This is a genomic window from Ensifer adhaerens, assembly GCF_028993555.1.
In the GTDB taxonomy this organism is placed as follows: Bacteria; Pseudomonadota; Alphaproteobacteria; order Rhizobiales; family Rhizobiaceae; genus Ensifer; species Ensifer adhaerens_I.
The window spans coordinates 176,202-192,398 of record NZ_CP118611.1 but is presented as its reverse complement, the minus strand read 5'-3'; the positions used below and the strand labels follow the sequence as shown (position 1 = coordinate 192,398).

Sequence of the window (16,197 nt, the reverse complement as noted above, 5' to 3'; positions counted from 1 at the left end):
CGTATCCACAAACGGACCAACAAATCTTTGAAATGGCCCGTGTATGTTGAAAACGACGACTTCCGATCCTTCTGCCTCACAGGGCAAGACGCTCGTGGCGCAGGTTGCGGATGCTCTTCGTTCGCAGATATCCGACGGGCGCTACAATCCCGGCGACCGCCTGCCGTCCGAAGCGCAGCTCACCCAGGAATTCGGCGTGAGCCGCACGGTCGTGCGTGAGGCAATCGCCGCTTTGCGCTCCGATGGTCTGGTCGAGCCCCGGCAGGGAGCGGGCGTCTTCCTGCTGGAGCAGGCCACGCCCGCGCGTCGGCCGTTTCAAAACGTCGATCTCGCGCGGGTTTCGTCGCTGATTGAAATGCTGGAACTGCGAACGGCGGTCGAGGGCGACGCGGCTGCATTTGCAGCCCTGCGCTGCTCACCCGGTCAGGAAGGCAAGATCATTGAAGCCTTTGACAGCTTCCGATCCTGTGCAGCCGCGGGCAACCCGACCGCCGAGGCTGATTTCGCCTTCCACGTCGCAATCGCAGAAGCAACCAACAATCCGCGCTTCCGTGAATTCCTTGACATGCTCGGACCGGCGCTCATTCCCCGCCGCGCCATCGTCGACGGCGGCAAGGAGGCTGTTCTGCCAACCGAAGAGCTCAGCCGCCTCATCGACGAACACGAGGCCATTCTCGTCGCAATTCAGAACGGCGATGAAGACGCAGCGCGTGCGGCCATGCGTGATCATCTCAAGAAGAGCCAGACACGCTACCGCGCCATGTTGCGCACTGCGCACTGAGGACGCGAACCCACGGCCACCCTTGCAATCGAACAGATAACGGCTAACATGCCAGACAGGTTCGAAACAGGCGGAGTGGAAATGGAAGCCGAAAACAACCACGTTCGCGGCACGTCGCTGGCGGCAAAGATTAGCACGGCACTGCGCCGCGAACTGATGGAGGGTGTCTTCCGCCCAGGTGACAGGCTTCCGAGCGAAAGCGCTCTCACGAAAGAATATTCGGTTAGCCGAACCGTCGTGCGTGAGGCCATTGCAATCCTGCGGGCAGACGGTCTGGTCGAGGCGCGCAAGGGCGCTGGCATCTTTGCGCTGGAGACCCAACAGGACAAGAACCAGCCTTTTAAGGACCTGACCACCCAACGGATTTCCTCGGTGATCGAACTCCTTGAACTCAGGACGGTTTTCGAAGTGGAATCGGCCGGACTTGCAGCATCTCGCCGTTCAGCGGCACAGATCGAGGCAATCCTTGAGGCCCATCACCACGTGGGCGAATGCCTGGCCACCGGGGCCCCCACGCGAGACGCAGATTTCGAGCTTCACCTTGCGATCGCAGAAGCTACGCAGAATCGGCGCTTCCCGGAGTTTCTCCAACTGATCCGCTCGGGCATCATTCCGCGCGGCGAACTGCAGGGGTCGGCGCCCGGATCGCGCCCAAAGGACTATAACCTTCACCTGCAGGAGGAACACGGCCAGATCGTCGATGCCATCATCGAGGGAAATGCGGACGCCGCACGCGAACGGATGCGCGCCCACCTTCGCGGGAGCTTGGAGCGCTACAAGGTGCTTCTACGGTCGCGCACCATGGCAACTGAAGAAAGTTGATCCGGAAACCTACATCATAGTTGTCATACAAATATAAGTACATGTATGGTGATGGTGTTATACAACATCACCGAGGTTTACATGTCTCTCCCCACATTTCCCGCAGTATCGCCGGACGCGGGCGTTACCCGCCAGGTTCTTTCCGATTCCCCCGAACTCATGGTCGTGTCTTTTCGCTTCGAATCCGGCGCCAAAGGCAAGTTGCACCGCCATCCGCACGTGCAATCCACCTATGTGGCGCGCGGCCGTTTCCGCTTTTTCCGCAATGGCGAGGCCTATGATTTGCGCGCTGGCGACAGTCTGGTCATTCCCGGAGACACCGAGCACGGATGCCAGTGCCTTGAGGCCGGCGAGCTCATCGACTGCTTTTCGCCCCGTCGCGATGACTTCCTGTGATCGGTTTGGCTTGACAGCATGACAAGCCTGTGACAGGTTTGCCAAAGTTGTCATACAGGATAGGAGCCTGTATCGCCCCACCCTCAGGCGAATGACACACGGAGGAACCATGTCACCACGCCGCATCCGCTTCTATGGCGCGGCCGGACAGATCGGGACCATCGCGGTCACGCTGCTCGGCCTGCTGCTCCTGACCTTCTTTATCGGCCGGCTGATGCCCGCCGATCCCGTCCGTGCCATTGTCGGTGAAGATGCGACCCGGGAGACCTACGAGCAGGTTTACCGCTCGCTGGGCCTTGACCGGCCGCTCTGGGAACAGTTCTTCTATTATCTGGGCGACGTCTTCACCGGCAATTTCGGCACCTCCATCCGCACCGGCCAGCCGGTCATCCAGGATATCCTGCATGTGATGCCGGCGACGATCGAACTCGCCACCTTCGCGATCCTTATCGGCGCAGGACTTGGTATTCCGCTCGGCGTGCTGGCCGCCGTCAACAAGGATCGCTGGCCGGATCATGTCGTGCGCGTCTTCAGCCTTTTCGGCCATTCCATGCCGATCTTCTGGACGGGCATGATCGCACTGATCGTCTTCTACGCCCATCTCGGCCTCGTCGGCGGCAGCGGGCGGATGGATCAGTTCTATATCGGCCTCGTCGAGGAACGCACCGGCTTCCTCTTGATCGACAGCCTCATGGCGGGCGAGATGGATGTCTTCTGGTCGGCGGTCAACCACATCATCCTGCCGGCCGCCCTGCTCGGGTATTCCTCTTCCGCCTATATCACGCGCATGACGCGCAGCTTCATGCTTGATCAGCTCGGCCAGGAATATGTGACGACGGCGCGTGTGAAGGGTCTTTCGCGCAGCCAGACGATTTGGCAGCACGCCTTCATCAATATCCGCGTCCAGCTGGTCACCATTATAGCACTTGCCTATGGGTCGCTCCTTGAAGGCGCAGTGCTGATCGAAACCGTCTTTGCGTGGCCGGGCTTTGGCCAGTACCTAACCAACAATCTTATTACCGGCGACATGAACGCAGTCATGACCTGTGTGCTGATCGTCGGCATCATTTTCATCGGACTGAACCTCTTGTCCGACGTTCTCTACCGCATCTTCGATCCGAGGACACGCTGATGGACGCACGCGTTCAACCCACCTTCCGGCTGCCGGCGCCGGTTCAGTCCCTGAAGAACATCGTGCTTTTCCTGCTAAAGAGCCCGACGTCGACTTTCGGTCTCGCTGTTCTGGCCTTGTTGGTCCTGATCGCCGCCTTCGCGCCGCTGATCGCGACCCACGACCCCTATGCGCAGGATCTCGCCAACACCTTGCAGGCGCCCGGAAACGGTCATCTTTTCGGAACCGACGAGCTCGGCCGCGACATCTTCAGCCGGCTCGTCTTCGGCGCGCGCATCACGCTCACGATCATCTTCCTCGTCTCGATTGTCGTCGGCCCGATCGGTCTCGTCATCGGCACGACAGCCGGCTACCTCGGCGGCAAGGTCGATACGGTGATGATGCGCATCACCGACATCTTCCTGTCCTTCCCGAGCCTCATTCTCTCGCTCGCCTTCGTCGCCGCACTCGGCCCAAGCCTCAACAACGCCATCATCGCGATTGCGCTCACCTCCTGGCCACCGATCGCCCGGCTGGCGCGCGCCGAGGCGATGACCTTCCGCAAAGCGGATTACATCTCGGCTGCGCGACTGCAAGGGGCGTCGGCGACACGCATCATCTTCAAGTCGATCATGCCTATGTGCCTGCCTTCGGTCCTCATCCGGCTGACGTTGAATATGGCGACCGTCATCCTGACCGCGGCCGGCCTCGGCTTCCTCGGGCTCGGCGCGCAACCTCCGCTTCCGGAATGGGGCGCGATGATCGCGACCGGCCGCAAGTACATGCTGGACAGCTGGTGGCTCGTCACCTTCCCGGGCATCTCCATCCTTTCCGTCAGCCTCGCATTCAACCTGCTCGGAGATGGCCTGCGCGACGCGCTCGATCCGAAGCAGATGAACCGGAGATAGCTCCATGGAAAATACCATTCTCGACGTCGAGAACCTGCGCATCCGCTATGGCGGCGCTCCGACAGACGCCGTGCGCGGCGTCTCCTTCACCCTTGGGCGCGAGCGTCTTGGGATCGTCGGCGAAAGCGGTTCCGGCAAGTCTACGGTCGGACGCGCGCTGCTGCGCCTTCTGCCCGGCGCAACCATCACCGCCGACAGACTTCGCTTTGCCGAACTGGACCTGCCCACGCTCTCCGAAAAGGAGATGCTGAAGGTTCGTGGTCGGCGCATGTCGATGATCCTGCAGGATCCGAAGTTCTCGCTTAACCCTATTCGCCGCGTTGGCGACCAGGTCGCCGAAACCTATCTGCGGCACTTCAAGTGCTCAAAGGCTGACGCACGCGACAAGGCCCTTGCCATGCTTGAAGCGGTAAAGATCCGCGACCCGAAACGCGTCTTCGATCAGTATCCGCACGAGATTTCCGGCGGCATGGGCCAGCGTGTCATGATCGCCATGATGCTGCTGGCCGATCCAGATCTCGTCATCGCCGACGAGCCAACCTCGGCGCTGGACGTCACGGTGCGGCTGCAGGTGCTGAACATTCTTGACGGTCTTGTCAGGGATCGCGGCATCGGCCTGATCATGATCAGCCACGACCTGAACCTCGTGCGCAATTTCTGCGACCGTGTCCTGATCATGTACGCCGGCCGCATCGTTGAGACACTGGCGGCCGCCGACCTCGACAAGGCCAAGCATCCCTATACGCGCGGCTTGCTCGCGGCACAGCCGCGCATCGGCGGCGGGCGCGCCCCGCTTGCCGTGCTTGATCGCCGCCCTGAATGGCTGGAGGAGATTGCCTGATGTCCGTTTCAGTCGAATGCCGCGATCTCGCTATCACCTTTGGCACGGGCCCAACGGCCGCCAAGGTTCTTCCAAGCGTCACGTTCTCGGTGCAACCCGGTGAATGCTTCGGGCTCGTTGGCGAAAGCGGTTCGGGCAAATCCACGGTCCTGCGCTGCATCTCGATGCTGACCGACATCTGGACCGGCGACATCCTCATTGACGGAAAGCCGGTGCGCGACATTCCGCTCATCGAGCGTTGCCGCACGCTGCAGATGGTGTTCCAGGATCCCTACGGTTCGCTGCATCCGCGCCAGTCGGTGCGCACCGTGCTCAACGAGCCGCTCGTCATCCACAAGCTTGGCGACCGCGAGGAACGCATGCGCAAGGCGATCACCGATGTCGGCCTGCCGATCTCGTTCCTCGACCGGTTCCCTCACCAGCTCTCCGGCGGCCAGAGGCAGCGTGTCGCGATCGCCCGGGCCCTCATCCTCGAGCCATCGCTGTTGCTGCTCGACGAGCCGACGTCGGCGCTCGATGTCTCGGTGCAGGCGGAGATCCTCAACCTGCTTCAGCGCCTGCGCGAGGAACGCGGCTTCACCTACATCATGGTGACGCACGACCTCGCCGTCGTTGATCACATGTGCGACCGCTTTGCCGTCATGCTCCATGGCAAAATCACCGAAATCCTGCCGCGCGAAGCGATCCCCGGAAACCGCGCGACCCATCCCTATGCCCGCGAACTGATCGGCGCCTCGCTGGAATACGAGGGCGCGCACTGAAGCTCCCGCAAGCCAACTCCATTGCAGGGCACCCCTCCTCGGCCTGCGATGCGTGAACAAAATTCTCCCCCGACTTGCCCGGCCCAGTGCCGGGCTTTTTCTTTGCCGGGGCCTTTCTTGCAGCGGGGAACGAGGACTGGAGTTCATCGGCAAATCGCCATTCCTTGCGTCGGCAACGTCGCTCCAAAGGGGGATACGGCCGGCAGCGCCGACCCCAAGATCCACTGCGCTCCCTCACGCATTGTCGCGCTTTAGCGCAGTGCGCTCGATTGCGGACGTGGAGCAGCGGCTTCAGCGCCGACAGCACGCATTGATCGGGAAGGGGTCCGGTGAGGCGCATGTCCCACCTCGCGCCGGTCGCCGCCTCAAACCGTGGCCGGACTTACGGCAGACGACCCCGATGTTGCCGCCGGCGCCGTTTCCGATCATTTCACGAGGGCAGCGGCTGCGTTCCTTGAACCGACAGGCAGTTTCATTTGCGCTCGCCCAAAAGGAAAAAGGCGCGTCTCGCGACGCGCCTTTCAATATCGATACAGACCAAATGCCGGGATTACCGTTCCTTCTTCACGCCTTCGAAACGCGAGAGCCAGGGGCTGACGATCATGCCCTTCACGTCGCTTCGGAAGGCCGCTGTGTCGACGACCTCCGAGAACGGCTGGATCGACATAACGACCTCGTCCATGTAGGTCTGGACGCCCTCATAAAGCTTGGTCTGCTTGGCGGTATCGCGTTCGACGAGCGCCTCTTCGATCATCTTGTTCAGCTTCTCGTCAAAGAAGCTGGTGCGCCAGCTCTGGTAGTTGGTGAGCTTCGCGTCATCGGAATTGTTCGGGTTGTAGGCGACGGAGCGCAGGTTGTTGTCCGGGTGCGGCTGCTGGCCGCCACCACCACGGCCGAGCAACAGTTCGAACTTCCGCTCGCGCATCGCACCGTAGATCTGGTCGCCCGAACCGCTGATAAGTTCAGCCTGAATACCGGCCTGGCCAAGCGTGTTCTGGATGGCGGTCGCCGCCTTCATGAACGGGTCTTCGGAAAGCACGCGCAAGGTGGTCTTGAACCCGTCCGGATAGCCGGCTTCGGCAAGCAGCGCCTTTGCCTTCGCCACGTCCAGCTTGTAGCCTTCGTCCGGCAAGGCGCCGAGCACGCCCGTCGACAGCGGACGCTGATGCAGCTTGCCGTAATAAGGCATCACGGCCTTGTCGAGACCTTCATAATCGATCAGGTAGCGCAGCGCTTCGCGCACCTTCTTGTTGGCGAATTTTTCGTCCTTCATCGAGACGCTGAGATAGTAGAAGCCCGAGCCCGGGGTCGATTCAATCGTGATCGCCTTGTCGGCCTCCAGCGACTTCAGATCCGGCGCCTGAAGCGAATAGGCAACGTCGATGTCGCCCTTTTCCAAAAGCAGGCGCTGCGACTGCGATTCCGGTAGGTGGCGCAAGAGCACGCGCTTCATGCCAGGCGCCTCGCCCCAGTACTCGCCATTGCGGGTGAGGATGATGAATTCGTTCGACTTCCACTGCGTCAGCGTGAACGGACCGGAACCGGCCGAGTTCAGCGTCAGCCATGCGGCACCGAGGTCGCCGTCCTTTTCATTTTCGAGCGCCGTCTTGCTGTCGATGATCGAGCCCGGCCCGTTTTGCGCGAGGATCATCAGGATCAGGTTCGGGTCGTCGGCCTTCGGCAGATGTAGGACGAAAGTGCGTTCGTCTTCGGCGACGAGCAGCTTGTCGGCTGCTTCGAGCGTAAACCCGCGAGTCTTGAGGAAGGACGATTGCGCCAGATTGCGCGCCAGCAGACGCTTCAGGCTCCAGGCGACATCCTCGGCGGTAACCGGATTGCCGGACGCGAACTTGGCATCGCCGCGCAGATGGAATCGGATCGACATGCGATCATCCGCTACTTCCCAGCGTTCGGCCAGCCGCGGCTGAACGCTGCGGTCCTGCGGCGACAGGACGACCAGCGTGTCATAGATGTTGTTCAGCACCTGAACCGTCTCGCGGCCGGTGATGGCGGCCGGGTCCAAAGTGAGGATGTTGCTCATCGTCGTGGCGACGACCAGTTGATCCTCCGGCGTTTCAGCCAGAACGAGGTTCGGCATTGTCGTCGCAAGAAGCGCACCGAATGCGACCGTTGCTAAAAAGTGTTTCATGCTTCCTCCTTTGCGGCCGTCCACGCGGGAACCGACCTTCCTAATACAAGATCCGCCGGCCTGTTCCTCCACAGGCAAGACCGGATCAGCCAAGAATTTCCTCGACGGGCGCGGCAAGCGCCCGTCCGATTGCCGCCGTGTCTGCGGCCTCGAGATGCACGCCATCGATCTCCGACGCCCGCGTGACCGTGCCGGCATCAAAGAATGCATGACCGAGCTCGTCTGCGAGCTTTCTGTAGAGCGGAGACAGCCGCTCGGATTCGGCCATGCTGCGGCCCGCCGCCGGATTGCCGCCTGCCCCGGCTGAACAGGGCGGAGGCGCGACGATCAGAAGCTTCGGTTTCGCCCCCTTTGGCTTGTAGGGAAAGGTTTCGACGATCTGCGCCAGCCGGCGCATGCCAGAGACCGCCCCTTCTGCCCGGCCGCCATGCACGGGCTTGATGTCGTTGGTACCGAGCATGACGATCACGAGGTCGAGCGGCATGTGGCTGGCAAGCGCCACTTCCAGCGCCTTGGCGCCATTGCGACATGCGGGACCGGCGTGATCGTCGTAGCAGGTGGTGCGCCCGCCGAGCCCTTCCGGGATGATCTTGGCCCGGCCGCCAAGCGTTTCGCCCAGAACCTCGGGCCAGCGGCCTTCCGGCGGATGACGCAGGCCCGTTGCCGGGTCGGCGCCCCAGGTCAGGCTATCTCCGAAGGCAAGAACGGTCTTCATCGCCAGCTCCCGCCCTTCACCGAACGCGATTGTTTTCGATGAACTTGAAGTCGATATCCTCGCCGAGCCCCGGACGATCCGGCACATGGACGTAGCCGTCGCGATCCATCGGATCGGACAGCGACTTCAGGTAGTCGTGTCCGTCGTCATATTCGAGGAACGGGTGCAGCAGGCCACGCTCGTACCAGCGGCAGTTCTTGGTGGCGGCCACGACATGCAAGTTCATGGCGGTGTTGCCATGCACCTCGCACTCCATGCCGAAGGCCTCGGCAAGATGCATCGTCTTCAGTGCCGGCGTGATGCCGCCGACGTCATTGACGCCCGTGCGCAGGATGTCGCAGGCGCCGGCCTTGATCCATTCGGCGCGGTGCCAATGCTTGCCGGCCGCACTTTCCGGACCGACGACGGGAATGTCGAGATTGTCGGCGAGCCACTTGTAGGACGAAAGCGACTGTTCATCCATCGGCTCCTCGATCCAGTCGAAGCCGAGCCTCTCGAGCCCGCGCCCAAGTTCAAGCGCGTCCGTTCTGGAGTACCAATGGAAGGCATCGATCATCAGGCGGATATCCGGTCCGACCGCCTCGCGCACGGCAGCGCAGGCCTTGATGTCCATCCTTACATCCGGAGCCCAGCTCACCGGCGGCATCCAGGTGTGAAGCTTGATGCCCTTGTAGCCGCGCTTGACCAGCGTTTCGGCGAAGCGCCCGTAATCCTCGGGGGTCGCAAGGCCACCCTTGAGCTCGTCCCCGCACATGATCGAACCATAAGCGAGTACCTTGTCGCGATAGCCGCCGATCAACTTGTATACAGGTTGGTTCAAGGCGCGCCCTGCGAGATCCCAAAGTGCGCAATCGACGACCGCCAAGGTGCGGTCCGTGAGCTGTGCTGCCGACCCGCGCTGCCAATGCGCGAGATCCTGCCACAGCCGCTCGCGGTCACGATGATCTTCACCGATCAAGACCTTCTTGACGAATTTTTCGATGACGTGTGGCCTGACAATCTCCGGCGCTGTGAAGGAATGCCCTTCGTGACCGTCCTCCGTGCGGATGGTCAGCATTGCCTGCTCGACCTGATGTGGCGGGCCTGGATGTGCGTGACCAGCACTGTCCGAATGACGGCGAGTGGTCGTGCGGAATACCCGCACTTCTACGTCGGTGATGATCATTATTCCTCCGGTATGCGAAATGCGACGGCTTGGCCGCGCCAACTTGTCTAACGTAACAATAGACAGATATCAGCCAACTTGTCAAACATGTACGACAGATTATGATAAATGCCTGATAGGCTCTTGGACCGTTGCCGCTCGGTCGAAGGGTTAGCAAAAAGCACCGCTACGTCCTGAGCCAGCTCCTTACCGCGCCTCAATACACATTCAGCGCTCCGGCCGGCTGCCGACGCGAGGCATTGCGGGCGGGCAGGAAACCGGATCAAGACCGGTAAGGAACGCACAGGCGAAGGCGAGCGCGACCGGGTCGAGCGTGAAGGGGGCGAGCATGTCAAACTGACCGGCAAGCGCCCTGATAGCGAACTCGAAGATCACGCCGCTTGCCGAGACGGCGAGCGCCTCGATGATGAACTGCAGTGCGATAACTCGCTGGCGGGAGCTGTTCCTCTCGAGGTGCTTGCGGAACGCTGGTTCTTCGGCAGTCGGATCCTATCGCACGTCGGGTCGCTCGTGACGTTCCTGTTTGAGATGCCGGCCGCAAGGCGAAACATACTGCGCCAGAAGCGCCTGGATCAGGCAAAATCCGAGCGTGCCGAGCGATCTTGATGGACCGACGCCGTCGGCCCTCGCTGTCGTCTAGAACAGCATCTCGCCGGTCGAGAGCTTTCTGAGGGCTGTCGCGATGTTGGCGACGAGCATCTCCTTTTTTGGGCCATGGTCCGGATAACGGGTCATGTTGTCGCCATTGTGCATGAAGACGTAGCCGCCGCGTCCGTTAAGGGTGGGATATTGCCAGATCCAGTCCGCCGGCTTCGGATCGGTCTCCGGCCCGACGTCGGTCAACCAGATCGCCCCGGGCGGCGGATCGCTCCAGCCGCGCGCATACTGGCCGAAGATCCCCTCCCATCCGTCGAAGCCTTCGCCGAGGTCTGAGAAGATCTGGAACCGGTCGTCGCGGACGCGAACCCTGATGTTCGAGAACGGTCGAGGGACGACAGCGTGGAATGGCGCCATGAAAGGCAGCCATGGCTGACACGGCTCGGCGCAGATGATCAGGTTGCCGCCCCGTTCCAGAAACGCGATGAAGTCTTCGGAACGGCGTTTCAGGAAGAACTCGTCGTGGCTGCTTGGAACATAGAGCGTGTCCGTCGTTTCAAGCAGTTCGGGGCCGAGCTGACAAAGGGGGGCGAAGGCGGTTTCGAAACCGGCCCGCTCAAGCGTCGTCTCGATCCATTCCGGGTGCCATTCCGATGGGACGTGCGAGCATTGCAGGTAGGTGAAGCGGTTCCGATCTGGCCGCCCAATGCCGAGTTCGCGATTGAGCCAAGGGTAGAAGGAGCGCAGAAATCGGGTCGTCGCCGGCATGAAACGCTGGCCGTTGTGCGAATGCGGGTCGAGCGTTGCAAGCAGCAGTCGCCCGCCGCCCGGCAGCGACGGAAAGTCGAGAAAAAGGCTGCCCCGCCCCTCTTCGATCTCGACGATCGAACGCGCCCCTTCCGGTACATTGTAGGAGCCACCCCAATGCCAGCTCATATGCGATAGCGGCAGGCTCTCGGTGACCGGGTGGTGCGGTGAGGACAGGCTGATCTCCAGCTTTTCGCTCTTCGTCCACCAAAGCCAGTCCCGGCAGTTTCCAGGTGTCCATTCAAGACCGTGAATGTCGAGCCAGTCGGCATGGCCCTGCAGGAAGACGACCAGAAAGCCACCCTGCTTCAGATAGGCGTTCAGCTGCTGCGCGTGCGGAAGCACTGCCGCTGCGTCCATGGCATCCGGCATCACGACGGCGGCGTAGGAGGTGAGATCAACCGTCGGCAGGTCGCGGATGTAGATCAGGTCATCGATGTAATGCCGGAAATCCTGAAAGCTCCTGAGCTGCCAACTGTTGCCCCAGTGGATGTAGGCGATGCCCTTTCGGGTTGTCTCAGCCATTGAAGCGGCCTCCATCGTGACGGAACACGGGCGCATAAGTGTGCTTGGCAAGTCCCTCGAAATCCGCCCTCGCGATCGGCAGATCGTAGAGCGCCGACAGGTTGTCCGCGCTCAGAGCTTCCGTCGTCGGTCCACAGACATAATCGGTGCCGCTCAGCATCAGCAGAGCGTCACTGGCAATTTCCACGGCGTGCTGCGGCATATGGGTGGAGAAGACGATCGTCATGCCGTGTTCATCCCTGAGGTGTTCAAGCAGGCCCAGAACCTTGTCCTGGTTCTTGTAGTCGAGTGCTGCACAGGGCTCGTCGAGCACCAGGAGTTCGCACTCCGATGCCAGTGCCTGGGCAATCATCACCAGTTGCCGTTGGCCGCCGCTCAGCGCGTTGAAGGCTTGCGGCTCCAGATGCTCGATGCCGAGCAGATGGAAATAGTGCCGGACGATCTCATAGTCCTTGCGGCAGGGCGCGCCGAAAAGGCCGAGATGGCGTGCCCTGCCCATCAAGGCGATATCGAGAGCGGTATAGGCAAAGGGGACCTCGAAGAGCTGGGGCACGAAGCCGACAGCGCCACCGATCGAAAGCTGCCCGGATTTCGGTTTGATGACGCCGATCAGCGTGTTGATCAGGGTCGTCTTGCCGACACCGTTGGCGCCAAGCACGGCGAGGATGCGCGCGCGTTCGAGGCGGAGGCTGTAGCTTTCAAGGATGGTCTTGCCGCCGCGCTCGATGGTGAGGTCGTTTGCCTCAATCACTGGACCAGCCTCCCTTGGCATGCAGGCGCCGCAGGATGACGGCAAAGACCGGAACGCCGATGAGTGCCGTGATGATGCCGAGCGGGATCTCCGCCGTGGTCACCGTGCGTGCCAGATTGTCGACCAGCAGCAGGTAGATCGCGCCGAGCACGCCCGAGACAGGCAGGAGCCGCTGATGGTCGGCACCGACAAGGGCGCGAGCGACATGCGGGATGACGAGGCCGACCCAGCCGATGATGCCCGATGTCGCGACCACGCCCGCCGAAATCAGGGCCGAGGCGACGAGAACGATCCATTGCACCAGCACGACCCTGGCGCCGAGCGCCCGGGCCTTCTCCTCGCCGAGCGACAGAATGTTGATCTGGAAACGCAGGAGATGGATCGCGACCGCCGAGGGGATCACCGCCGCAGCCACGAGAAGGACGTCCAGATAGTTGCTGGAAGCGATGCTGCCCATCAGCCAGTAGGTGATGGCCGGTAGTTTCTGGAAGGGATCGGCGAGCAGCTTGGCAATGGAAATGGCGGCAGAGAAAAAGGCCGATATGACCACGCCCGCCAAAACGAGCGTCAGCATGCTGGTACGCCCGCGCACCGTCGACAGCAGTTTCACGAGAAAGACGCTGCCGATGCCGAAGAGAAAGGCCATCGTCAGAAGCAGGTAGCCTTGCAGACCCAGAAGGATTGCCAGCGTGCCGCCGAAGCCAGCGCCCGACGTGACGCCGATGATGCCGGGATCGACCAGCGGATTGCGGAAAAGTCCCTGCAACGCCGCACCTGAAATGGAGAGGCCGAAACCGATGATGATCGCAGCCAGGATCCGCGGCACGCGGACCTGTTCGACCACGACCTCCTGCACCGGATCCCAGTAGGGCGTGACAATCGGATGGACGTTGTCGAGCAGGATGTAGGTGACATCCGCAACCGACAGATCGTAGCGCCCGATCGTCACGGAATAGAGCGTCACGGCGACAAGCAGACAGATCAGGGCGGGCAGGACGAAGCCGGAGCCGAGCTTCCGCCCGCTCCCCAACGTCGTCCTGTCGCTTTCCGCGGCCTTAGCGGAAGAGCTCGGCATATTTGTTCGCCGGCGCGTTGCTCTCGGTTTCGAGGATGGCCTTGACCTGATCGGCCGTCAGCTCGGCGCCATAGATCAGCTTGTAGGTGTCGAGGATCTGTTTCGAAAACTCCGGCGCAAAGTCGGCGCCATGGGCGATGGCGGCGAGCCACTCCGACGTCAGGAAGATCTCCGGCGCATCAGGCGTGCGGGCGAAGACCGGCTGCTTGTAGACCCGCTTCTCCTTGACGGCCTTCAGGCTGGCAAGGACCGGGTTGTCGAAGAATTTCTGAGGATCGAGATCGGTGGCGTAGGCCGGGATGATGATGACGTCCGGGTTCCAGACGAGAAGCTGCTCGAAATCGATGGTTCGCCACCATTCGCCCGATTTGTCGGCCGCCGGATTGGTCACGCCGCTGAGCGACAGATCCTGCGAGCCGTTGGCGATGACCTGGATCTGGTCGGCCACCTTGTCGATGTGGAGGACGGTCGGGAGCGTCGATTTATCGAGCTTGGCGACCTTTTCGTCGAGCGCCTTCAAGGTGTCCGACTGCGCCTTCAGGATCGCCTGGGCGCGATCGTTACGGCCAGTCATGTAGCCACTGAGCGACACGTAGTCGAGGCGGTCCTGTTCGGAGCAGCATTGCCATCCGATAACGGTCAGTCCGACGCGCTCCAGCGGCTCGATCAGCTTTTCGTCATGGGTCCACTGGATAACGGCATCCGGCTTCTCGGCCAGGATCGCCTCCACATTTGGCACGAAGCCGTCCTGTGCCGCACTGGCGTTGATCGGCCATTTCCGGCAGCATCTCGGCATAAATGCCCTTGGTGAAATAGCGCGTCAGCGAATCTTTGTTCATGCCGACGATGCTGTCGGCCTTCTCATCGACAGCGCGATAGATGATCGGTGCCGAGCGGACGATGGTGACGACGCGCTCCGGCGGCTTGGCGAAGGTAATCTTCTTGCCGCGGTGGTCGAGGAACGAGGATTCCGCGTGCGCTGCTGCTGGCGCGACAATCGAAAGGGACAATGCCAACGCAATGTAGGTCTCGAGGCGGCTCGACATAGACCACTCCTTTGCCGGCCACGCCGTCATCCAGGGGCAGTGGCCATGAAAATATCATGAGTGTACTAGTCAAGTTATTGTGGGCTGTCCAGTATGAGTTTGGCCTAATCCAGACAATCGCCAACAGCACTGTGCCGCAGTTCACAACAGCCAAATCCTGCAAAGTCGCCAGGGACGAATCTATCGGCGCAACGACATGGACACCTACGCGCCGGTGGCGGTCGTCGGCCAGATGGTGGTCAAAAACACTGTTTCCCGATGGCGACAACCGGATCGCAAATATGCCCTCGTCAATATGGTCCCTTCCAGGCGATCGGCGCGATGGCGGAGATGGGCGTCATCTCCTTCGGCGACGGCCAGGACGACGTGGTGCTAAGCCCTACAGCCGGTTTCGTTGAGGCCGGTAGGAAGCCGATGTTGCCTTCCAGATGAGCGAAAATGAGTTCCGCTCGATACATTATGCAATCTTTTGAGGGCAAAGCTGGAACATCGAATTCACGCAGCTTCGCCCCCATGTTGGAGGAAACCGATTGCTTGGCGCCCCCAATCATGCGCGATCCGCTTCTCTTGTCCGACAGGCGAAAGCTTGCCGGACAAGAAAGCCTGGAACGTCCTATGACTTGCCACGCTGCGACAAAAGCTTGCCGGAGAATGCCCAGTTGTCGTCGCTGACATCATTGAAGACGATGCTGACGGTTTCGGGTGTGCACCCACAATGTTCGACCAGCGCACGGGTAACGGCCTCGGCCGTTTTCTGCTTTTGCTCGACAGTACGACCTTCAGACAGATCAATTCTTATCCAAGGCATGACGCTTTCCTTTCCAGAAATGGTTGATGGATCAAAAGATGCGGTTGATGGCGCAGCGAGCGAAATCGCTAGTCTTGCTCCATTGCCAATTCCCTGGCGCGCGCCGCGGCTGCCGCAACGGTTTGCCCTATAACACGTGGCATAGCCCCCGCTTGCTCTAACACGGCCAACCCCGCTGCAGTGGTGCCGCCGGGACTTGCGACCGCATGCTTGAGTTCAAGCGGGGATCGCGCATCCTCGTCGAGGAGCCCGGCCGCGCCAACGATGACCTGGCGCGCGAACCTGTCGGCCGTTTCCTTCGAAAAGCCTATTCGTTCCGCGGCCTCCTCCAGATGTTGCGCGAATGAGAAGACGTATCCCGGTCCGCTGCCGGTGATCGCGGTGGCGAGGTCGATCTCGTTTTCCGATCTCAACCAATGGAAGTGCCCTATCGCCCCGAAAACGACCTCGACAAACGCGCGATCCTCGCACGACATCGCGCCATCGGCATATCCGACGCTGATCGCCTTGCGTACGATCGCCGCGAGATTTGGCATCACCCGCACCAATCGTGCATTCACCGCTGCGCCCTGTCGCAGCGAAGCAAGCGATGTACCCGCGGCGATCGATATGATCAGCGATGATTGCAGATTTGCCCGGGCACTGAAGAGCGCCTCAACCGCGTCACCTGGTTTGACCGCCACAACACAGACATCAAACTGCTCGGAACCGAGTGCAGAGCTGTCGCCGACAATTCTGGCATCGAGTTGCCCTCCCAACAGCTTCCTGGCCTTGTCTTCGTCGGACTCGACCACGGTCAGAGAGAGGTTTGCCATCACCCCGTCAAGGGCGAGTGCGATTGCCGATCCCATGTTTCCGCAGCCGATCAGCAGTACAGAGCACCGTTTTGATAAAAGCGACACGATCGTTCGACTCCAGGGGTTGTGTAACGCCTCGCCG

General features: G+C 61.2%; 18 protein-coding genes. 7 read left to right on the top strand and 11 right to left on the bottom strand.

The features are described 5' to 3' along the window. The first annotated feature begins 43 nt into the window (after nucleotides 1-43). The 7 genes from PWG15_RS21265 (at nucleotide 44) to PWG15_RS21235 (ending at nucleotide 5,620) form a co-directional block, all read left to right on the top strand. Nucleotides 44-781 carry a FadR/GntR family transcriptional regulator gene (locus PWG15_RS21265; RefSeq protein WP_275025966.1) on the top strand — a complete coding sequence of 246 codons (738 nt, stop codon included), beginning with the start codon at nucleotides 44-46 and terminating at the stop codon, nucleotides 779-781. An 81-nt stretch (nucleotides 782-862) separates the two neighbouring features. Next, a complete protein-coding gene (locus PWG15_RS21260; RefSeq protein WP_275025965.1) occupies nucleotides 863-1,603 on the top strand; it encodes a FadR/GntR family transcriptional regulator in 741 nt (246 codons plus the stop codon). Nucleotides 1,604-1,684: 81 nt separating this feature from the next. After that, entirely contained in the window at nucleotides 1,685-1,999 is a 315-nt protein-coding gene (locus PWG15_RS21255; RefSeq protein WP_275025964.1) for a cupin domain-containing protein, read from the top strand. 109 nt (nucleotides 2,000-2,108) lie between these two features. Beyond that, nucleotides 2,109-3,131, top strand: coding sequence for an ABC transporter permease (locus PWG15_RS21250; protein WP_275025963.1), 1,023 nt, complete (start codon nucleotides 2,109-2,111; stop codon nucleotides 3,129-3,131). Then, nucleotides 3,131-4,018: an ABC transporter permease gene (locus PWG15_RS21245; RefSeq protein ID WP_275025962.1), complete on the top strand. Its 888-nt coding sequence runs from the start codon at nucleotides 3,131-3,133 to the stop codon at nucleotides 4,016-4,018. Before PWG15_RS21250 ends, PWG15_RS21245 begins: the two co-directional genes overlap by 1 nt. A gap of 4 nt (nucleotides 4,019-4,022) precedes the next feature. After that, the gene (locus PWG15_RS21240; RefSeq protein ID WP_275025961.1) at nucleotides 4,023-4,859 is read left to right on the top strand and encodes an ABC transporter ATP-binding protein; all 837 of its coding nucleotides are present in this window, start codon (nucleotides 4,023-4,025) and stop codon (nucleotides 4,857-4,859) included. Further along, a complete protein-coding gene (locus tag PWG15_RS21235; RefSeq protein ID WP_275025960.1) occupies nucleotides 4,859-5,620 on the top strand; it encodes an ABC transporter ATP-binding protein in 762 nt (253 codons plus the stop codon). The genes PWG15_RS21240 and PWG15_RS21235 overlap by 1 nt, the downstream gene beginning before the upstream one ends. 550 nt (nucleotides 5,621-6,170) lie before the next feature. On the opposite strand, the gene PWG15_RS21230 is transcribed toward PWG15_RS21235, so the two are convergent. The 11 genes from PWG15_RS21230 to PWG15_RS21180 form a co-directional block, all read right to left on the bottom strand. Further along, nucleotides 6,171-7,769 carry an ABC transporter substrate-binding protein gene (locus PWG15_RS21230; protein ID WP_275025959.1) on the bottom strand — a complete coding sequence of 533 codons (1,599 nt, stop codon included), beginning with the start codon at nucleotides 7,767-7,769 and terminating at the stop codon, nucleotides 6,171-6,173. An 85-nt stretch (nucleotides 7,770-7,854) separates the two neighbouring features. After that, on the bottom strand, nucleotides 7,855-8,484 hold the full coding sequence (locus PWG15_RS21225) for an SGNH/GDSL hydrolase family protein (protein WP_275025958.1): 630 nt from the start codon (nucleotides 8,482-8,484) through the stop codon (nucleotides 7,855-7,857). Between the two features lie 16 nt (nucleotides 8,485-8,500). Then, nucleotides 8,501-9,649 carry a mandelate racemase family protein gene (locus PWG15_RS21220; protein ID WP_275025957.1) on the bottom strand — a complete coding sequence of 383 codons (1,149 nt, stop codon included), beginning with the start codon at nucleotides 9,647-9,649 and terminating at the stop codon, nucleotides 8,501-8,503. 207 nt (nucleotides 9,650-9,856) lie between these two features. Then, the gene (locus PWG15_RS21215) at nucleotides 9,857-10,024 is read right to left on the bottom strand and encodes a hypothetical protein (protein ID WP_275025956.1); all 168 of its coding nucleotides are present in this window, start codon (nucleotides 10,022-10,024) and stop codon (nucleotides 9,857-9,859) included. A gap of 261 nt (nucleotides 10,025-10,285) precedes the next feature. After that, nucleotides 10,286-11,578, bottom strand: coding sequence for a hypothetical protein (locus tag PWG15_RS21210; protein WP_275025955.1), 1,293 nt, complete (start codon nucleotides 11,576-11,578; stop codon nucleotides 10,286-10,288). Continuing rightward, nucleotides 11,571-12,329, bottom strand: coding sequence for an ABC transporter ATP-binding protein (locus PWG15_RS21205; protein ID WP_275025954.1), 759 nt, complete (start codon nucleotides 12,327-12,329; stop codon nucleotides 11,571-11,573). Before PWG15_RS21205 ends, PWG15_RS21210 begins: the two co-directional genes overlap by 8 nt. Beyond that, on the bottom strand, nucleotides 12,322-13,404 hold the full coding sequence (locus tag PWG15_RS21200; protein WP_275025953.1) for a FecCD family ABC transporter permease: 1,083 nt from the start codon (nucleotides 13,402-13,404) through the stop codon (nucleotides 12,322-12,324). Before PWG15_RS21200 ends, PWG15_RS21205 begins: the two co-directional genes overlap by 8 nt. Further along, entirely contained in the window at nucleotides 13,385-14,143 is a 759-nt protein-coding gene (locus tag PWG15_RS21195; RefSeq protein WP_275025952.1) for an ABC transporter substrate-binding protein, read from the bottom strand. The genes PWG15_RS21200 and PWG15_RS21195 overlap by 20 nt, the downstream gene beginning before the upstream one ends. Next, nucleotides 14,082-14,450 (bottom strand): hypothetical protein, encoded by a 369-nt coding sequence (locus tag PWG15_RS21190; RefSeq protein ID WP_275025950.1) that lies wholly within the window; start codon nucleotides 14,448-14,450, stop codon nucleotides 14,082-14,084. The genes PWG15_RS21195 and PWG15_RS21190 overlap by 62 nt, the downstream gene beginning before the upstream one ends. A gap of 613 nt (nucleotides 14,451-15,063) precedes the next feature. After that, entirely contained in the window at nucleotides 15,064-15,258 is a 195-nt protein-coding gene (locus PWG15_RS21185) for a 4-oxalocrotonate tautomerase (protein ID WP_275025949.1), read from the bottom strand. Between the two features lie 68 nt (nucleotides 15,259-15,326). Further along, nucleotides 15,327-16,109, bottom strand: a complete 783-nt coding sequence (locus PWG15_RS21180) for a pyrroline-5-carboxylate reductase family protein (protein ID WP_275025948.1) — start codon at nucleotides 16,107-16,109, stop codon at nucleotides 15,327-15,329. Nucleotides 16,110-16,197 lie beyond the last annotated feature (88 nt).

What these genes read in the sequence shown, in the direction of transcription:
- PWG15_RS21265 (WP_275025966.1), top strand. Translation starts at nt 44, where the DNA reads ATGTTGAAAACGACGACTTCCGATCCTTCTGCCTCACAGGGCAAGACG.
- PWG15_RS21260 (WP_275025965.1), top strand. Translation starts at nt 863, where the DNA reads ATGGAAGCCGAAAACAACCACGTTCGCGGCACGTCGCTGGCGGCAAAG.
- PWG15_RS21255 (WP_275025964.1), top strand. Translation starts at nt 1,685, where the DNA reads ATGTCTCTCCCCACATTTCCCGCAGTATCGCCGGACGCGGGCGTTACC.
- PWG15_RS21250 (WP_275025963.1), top strand. Translation starts at nt 2,109, where the DNA reads ATGTCACCACGCCGCATCCGCTTCTATGGCGCGGCCGGACAGATCGGG.
- PWG15_RS21245 (WP_275025962.1), top strand. Translation starts at nt 3,131, where the DNA reads ATGGACGCACGCGTTCAACCCACCTTCCGGCTGCCGGCGCCGGTTCAG.
- PWG15_RS21240 (WP_275025961.1), top strand. Translation starts at nt 4,023, where the DNA reads ATGGAAAATACCATTCTCGACGTCGAGAACCTGCGCATCCGCTATGGC.
- PWG15_RS21235 (WP_275025960.1), top strand. Translation starts at nt 4,859, where the DNA reads ATGTCCGTTTCAGTCGAATGCCGCGATCTCGCTATCACCTTTGGCACG.
- PWG15_RS21230 (WP_275025959.1), bottom strand. Translation starts at nt 7,769, where the DNA reads ATGAAACACTTTTTAGCAACGGTCGCATTCGGTGCGCTTCTTGCGACG.
- PWG15_RS21225 (WP_275025958.1), bottom strand. Translation starts at nt 8,484, where the DNA reads ATGAAGACCGTTCTTGCCTTCGGAGATAGCCTGACCTGGGGCGCCGAC.
- PWG15_RS21220 (WP_275025957.1), bottom strand. Translation starts at nt 9,649, where the DNA reads ATGATCATCACCGACGTAGAAGTGCGGGTATTCCGCACGACCACTCGC.
- PWG15_RS21210 (WP_275025955.1), bottom strand. Translation starts at nt 11,578, where the DNA reads ATGGCTGAGACAACCCGAAAGGGCATCGCCTACATCCACTGGGGCAAC.
- PWG15_RS21200 (WP_275025953.1), bottom strand. Translation starts at nt 13,404, where the DNA reads ATGCCGAGCTCTTCCGCTAAGGCCGCGGAAAGCGACAGGACGACGTTG.
- PWG15_RS21190 (WP_275025950.1), bottom strand. Translation starts at nt 14,450, where the DNA reads ATGTCGAGCCGCCTCGAGACCTACATTGCGTTGGCATTGTCCCTTTCG.
- PWG15_RS21185 (WP_275025949.1), bottom strand. Translation starts at nt 15,258, where the DNA reads ATGCCTTGGATAAGAATTGATCTGTCTGAAGGTCGTACTGTCGAGCAA.
- PWG15_RS21180 (WP_275025948.1), bottom strand. Translation starts at nt 16,109, where the DNA reads ATGGGATCGGCAATCGCACTCGCCCTTGACGGGGTGATGGCAAACCTC.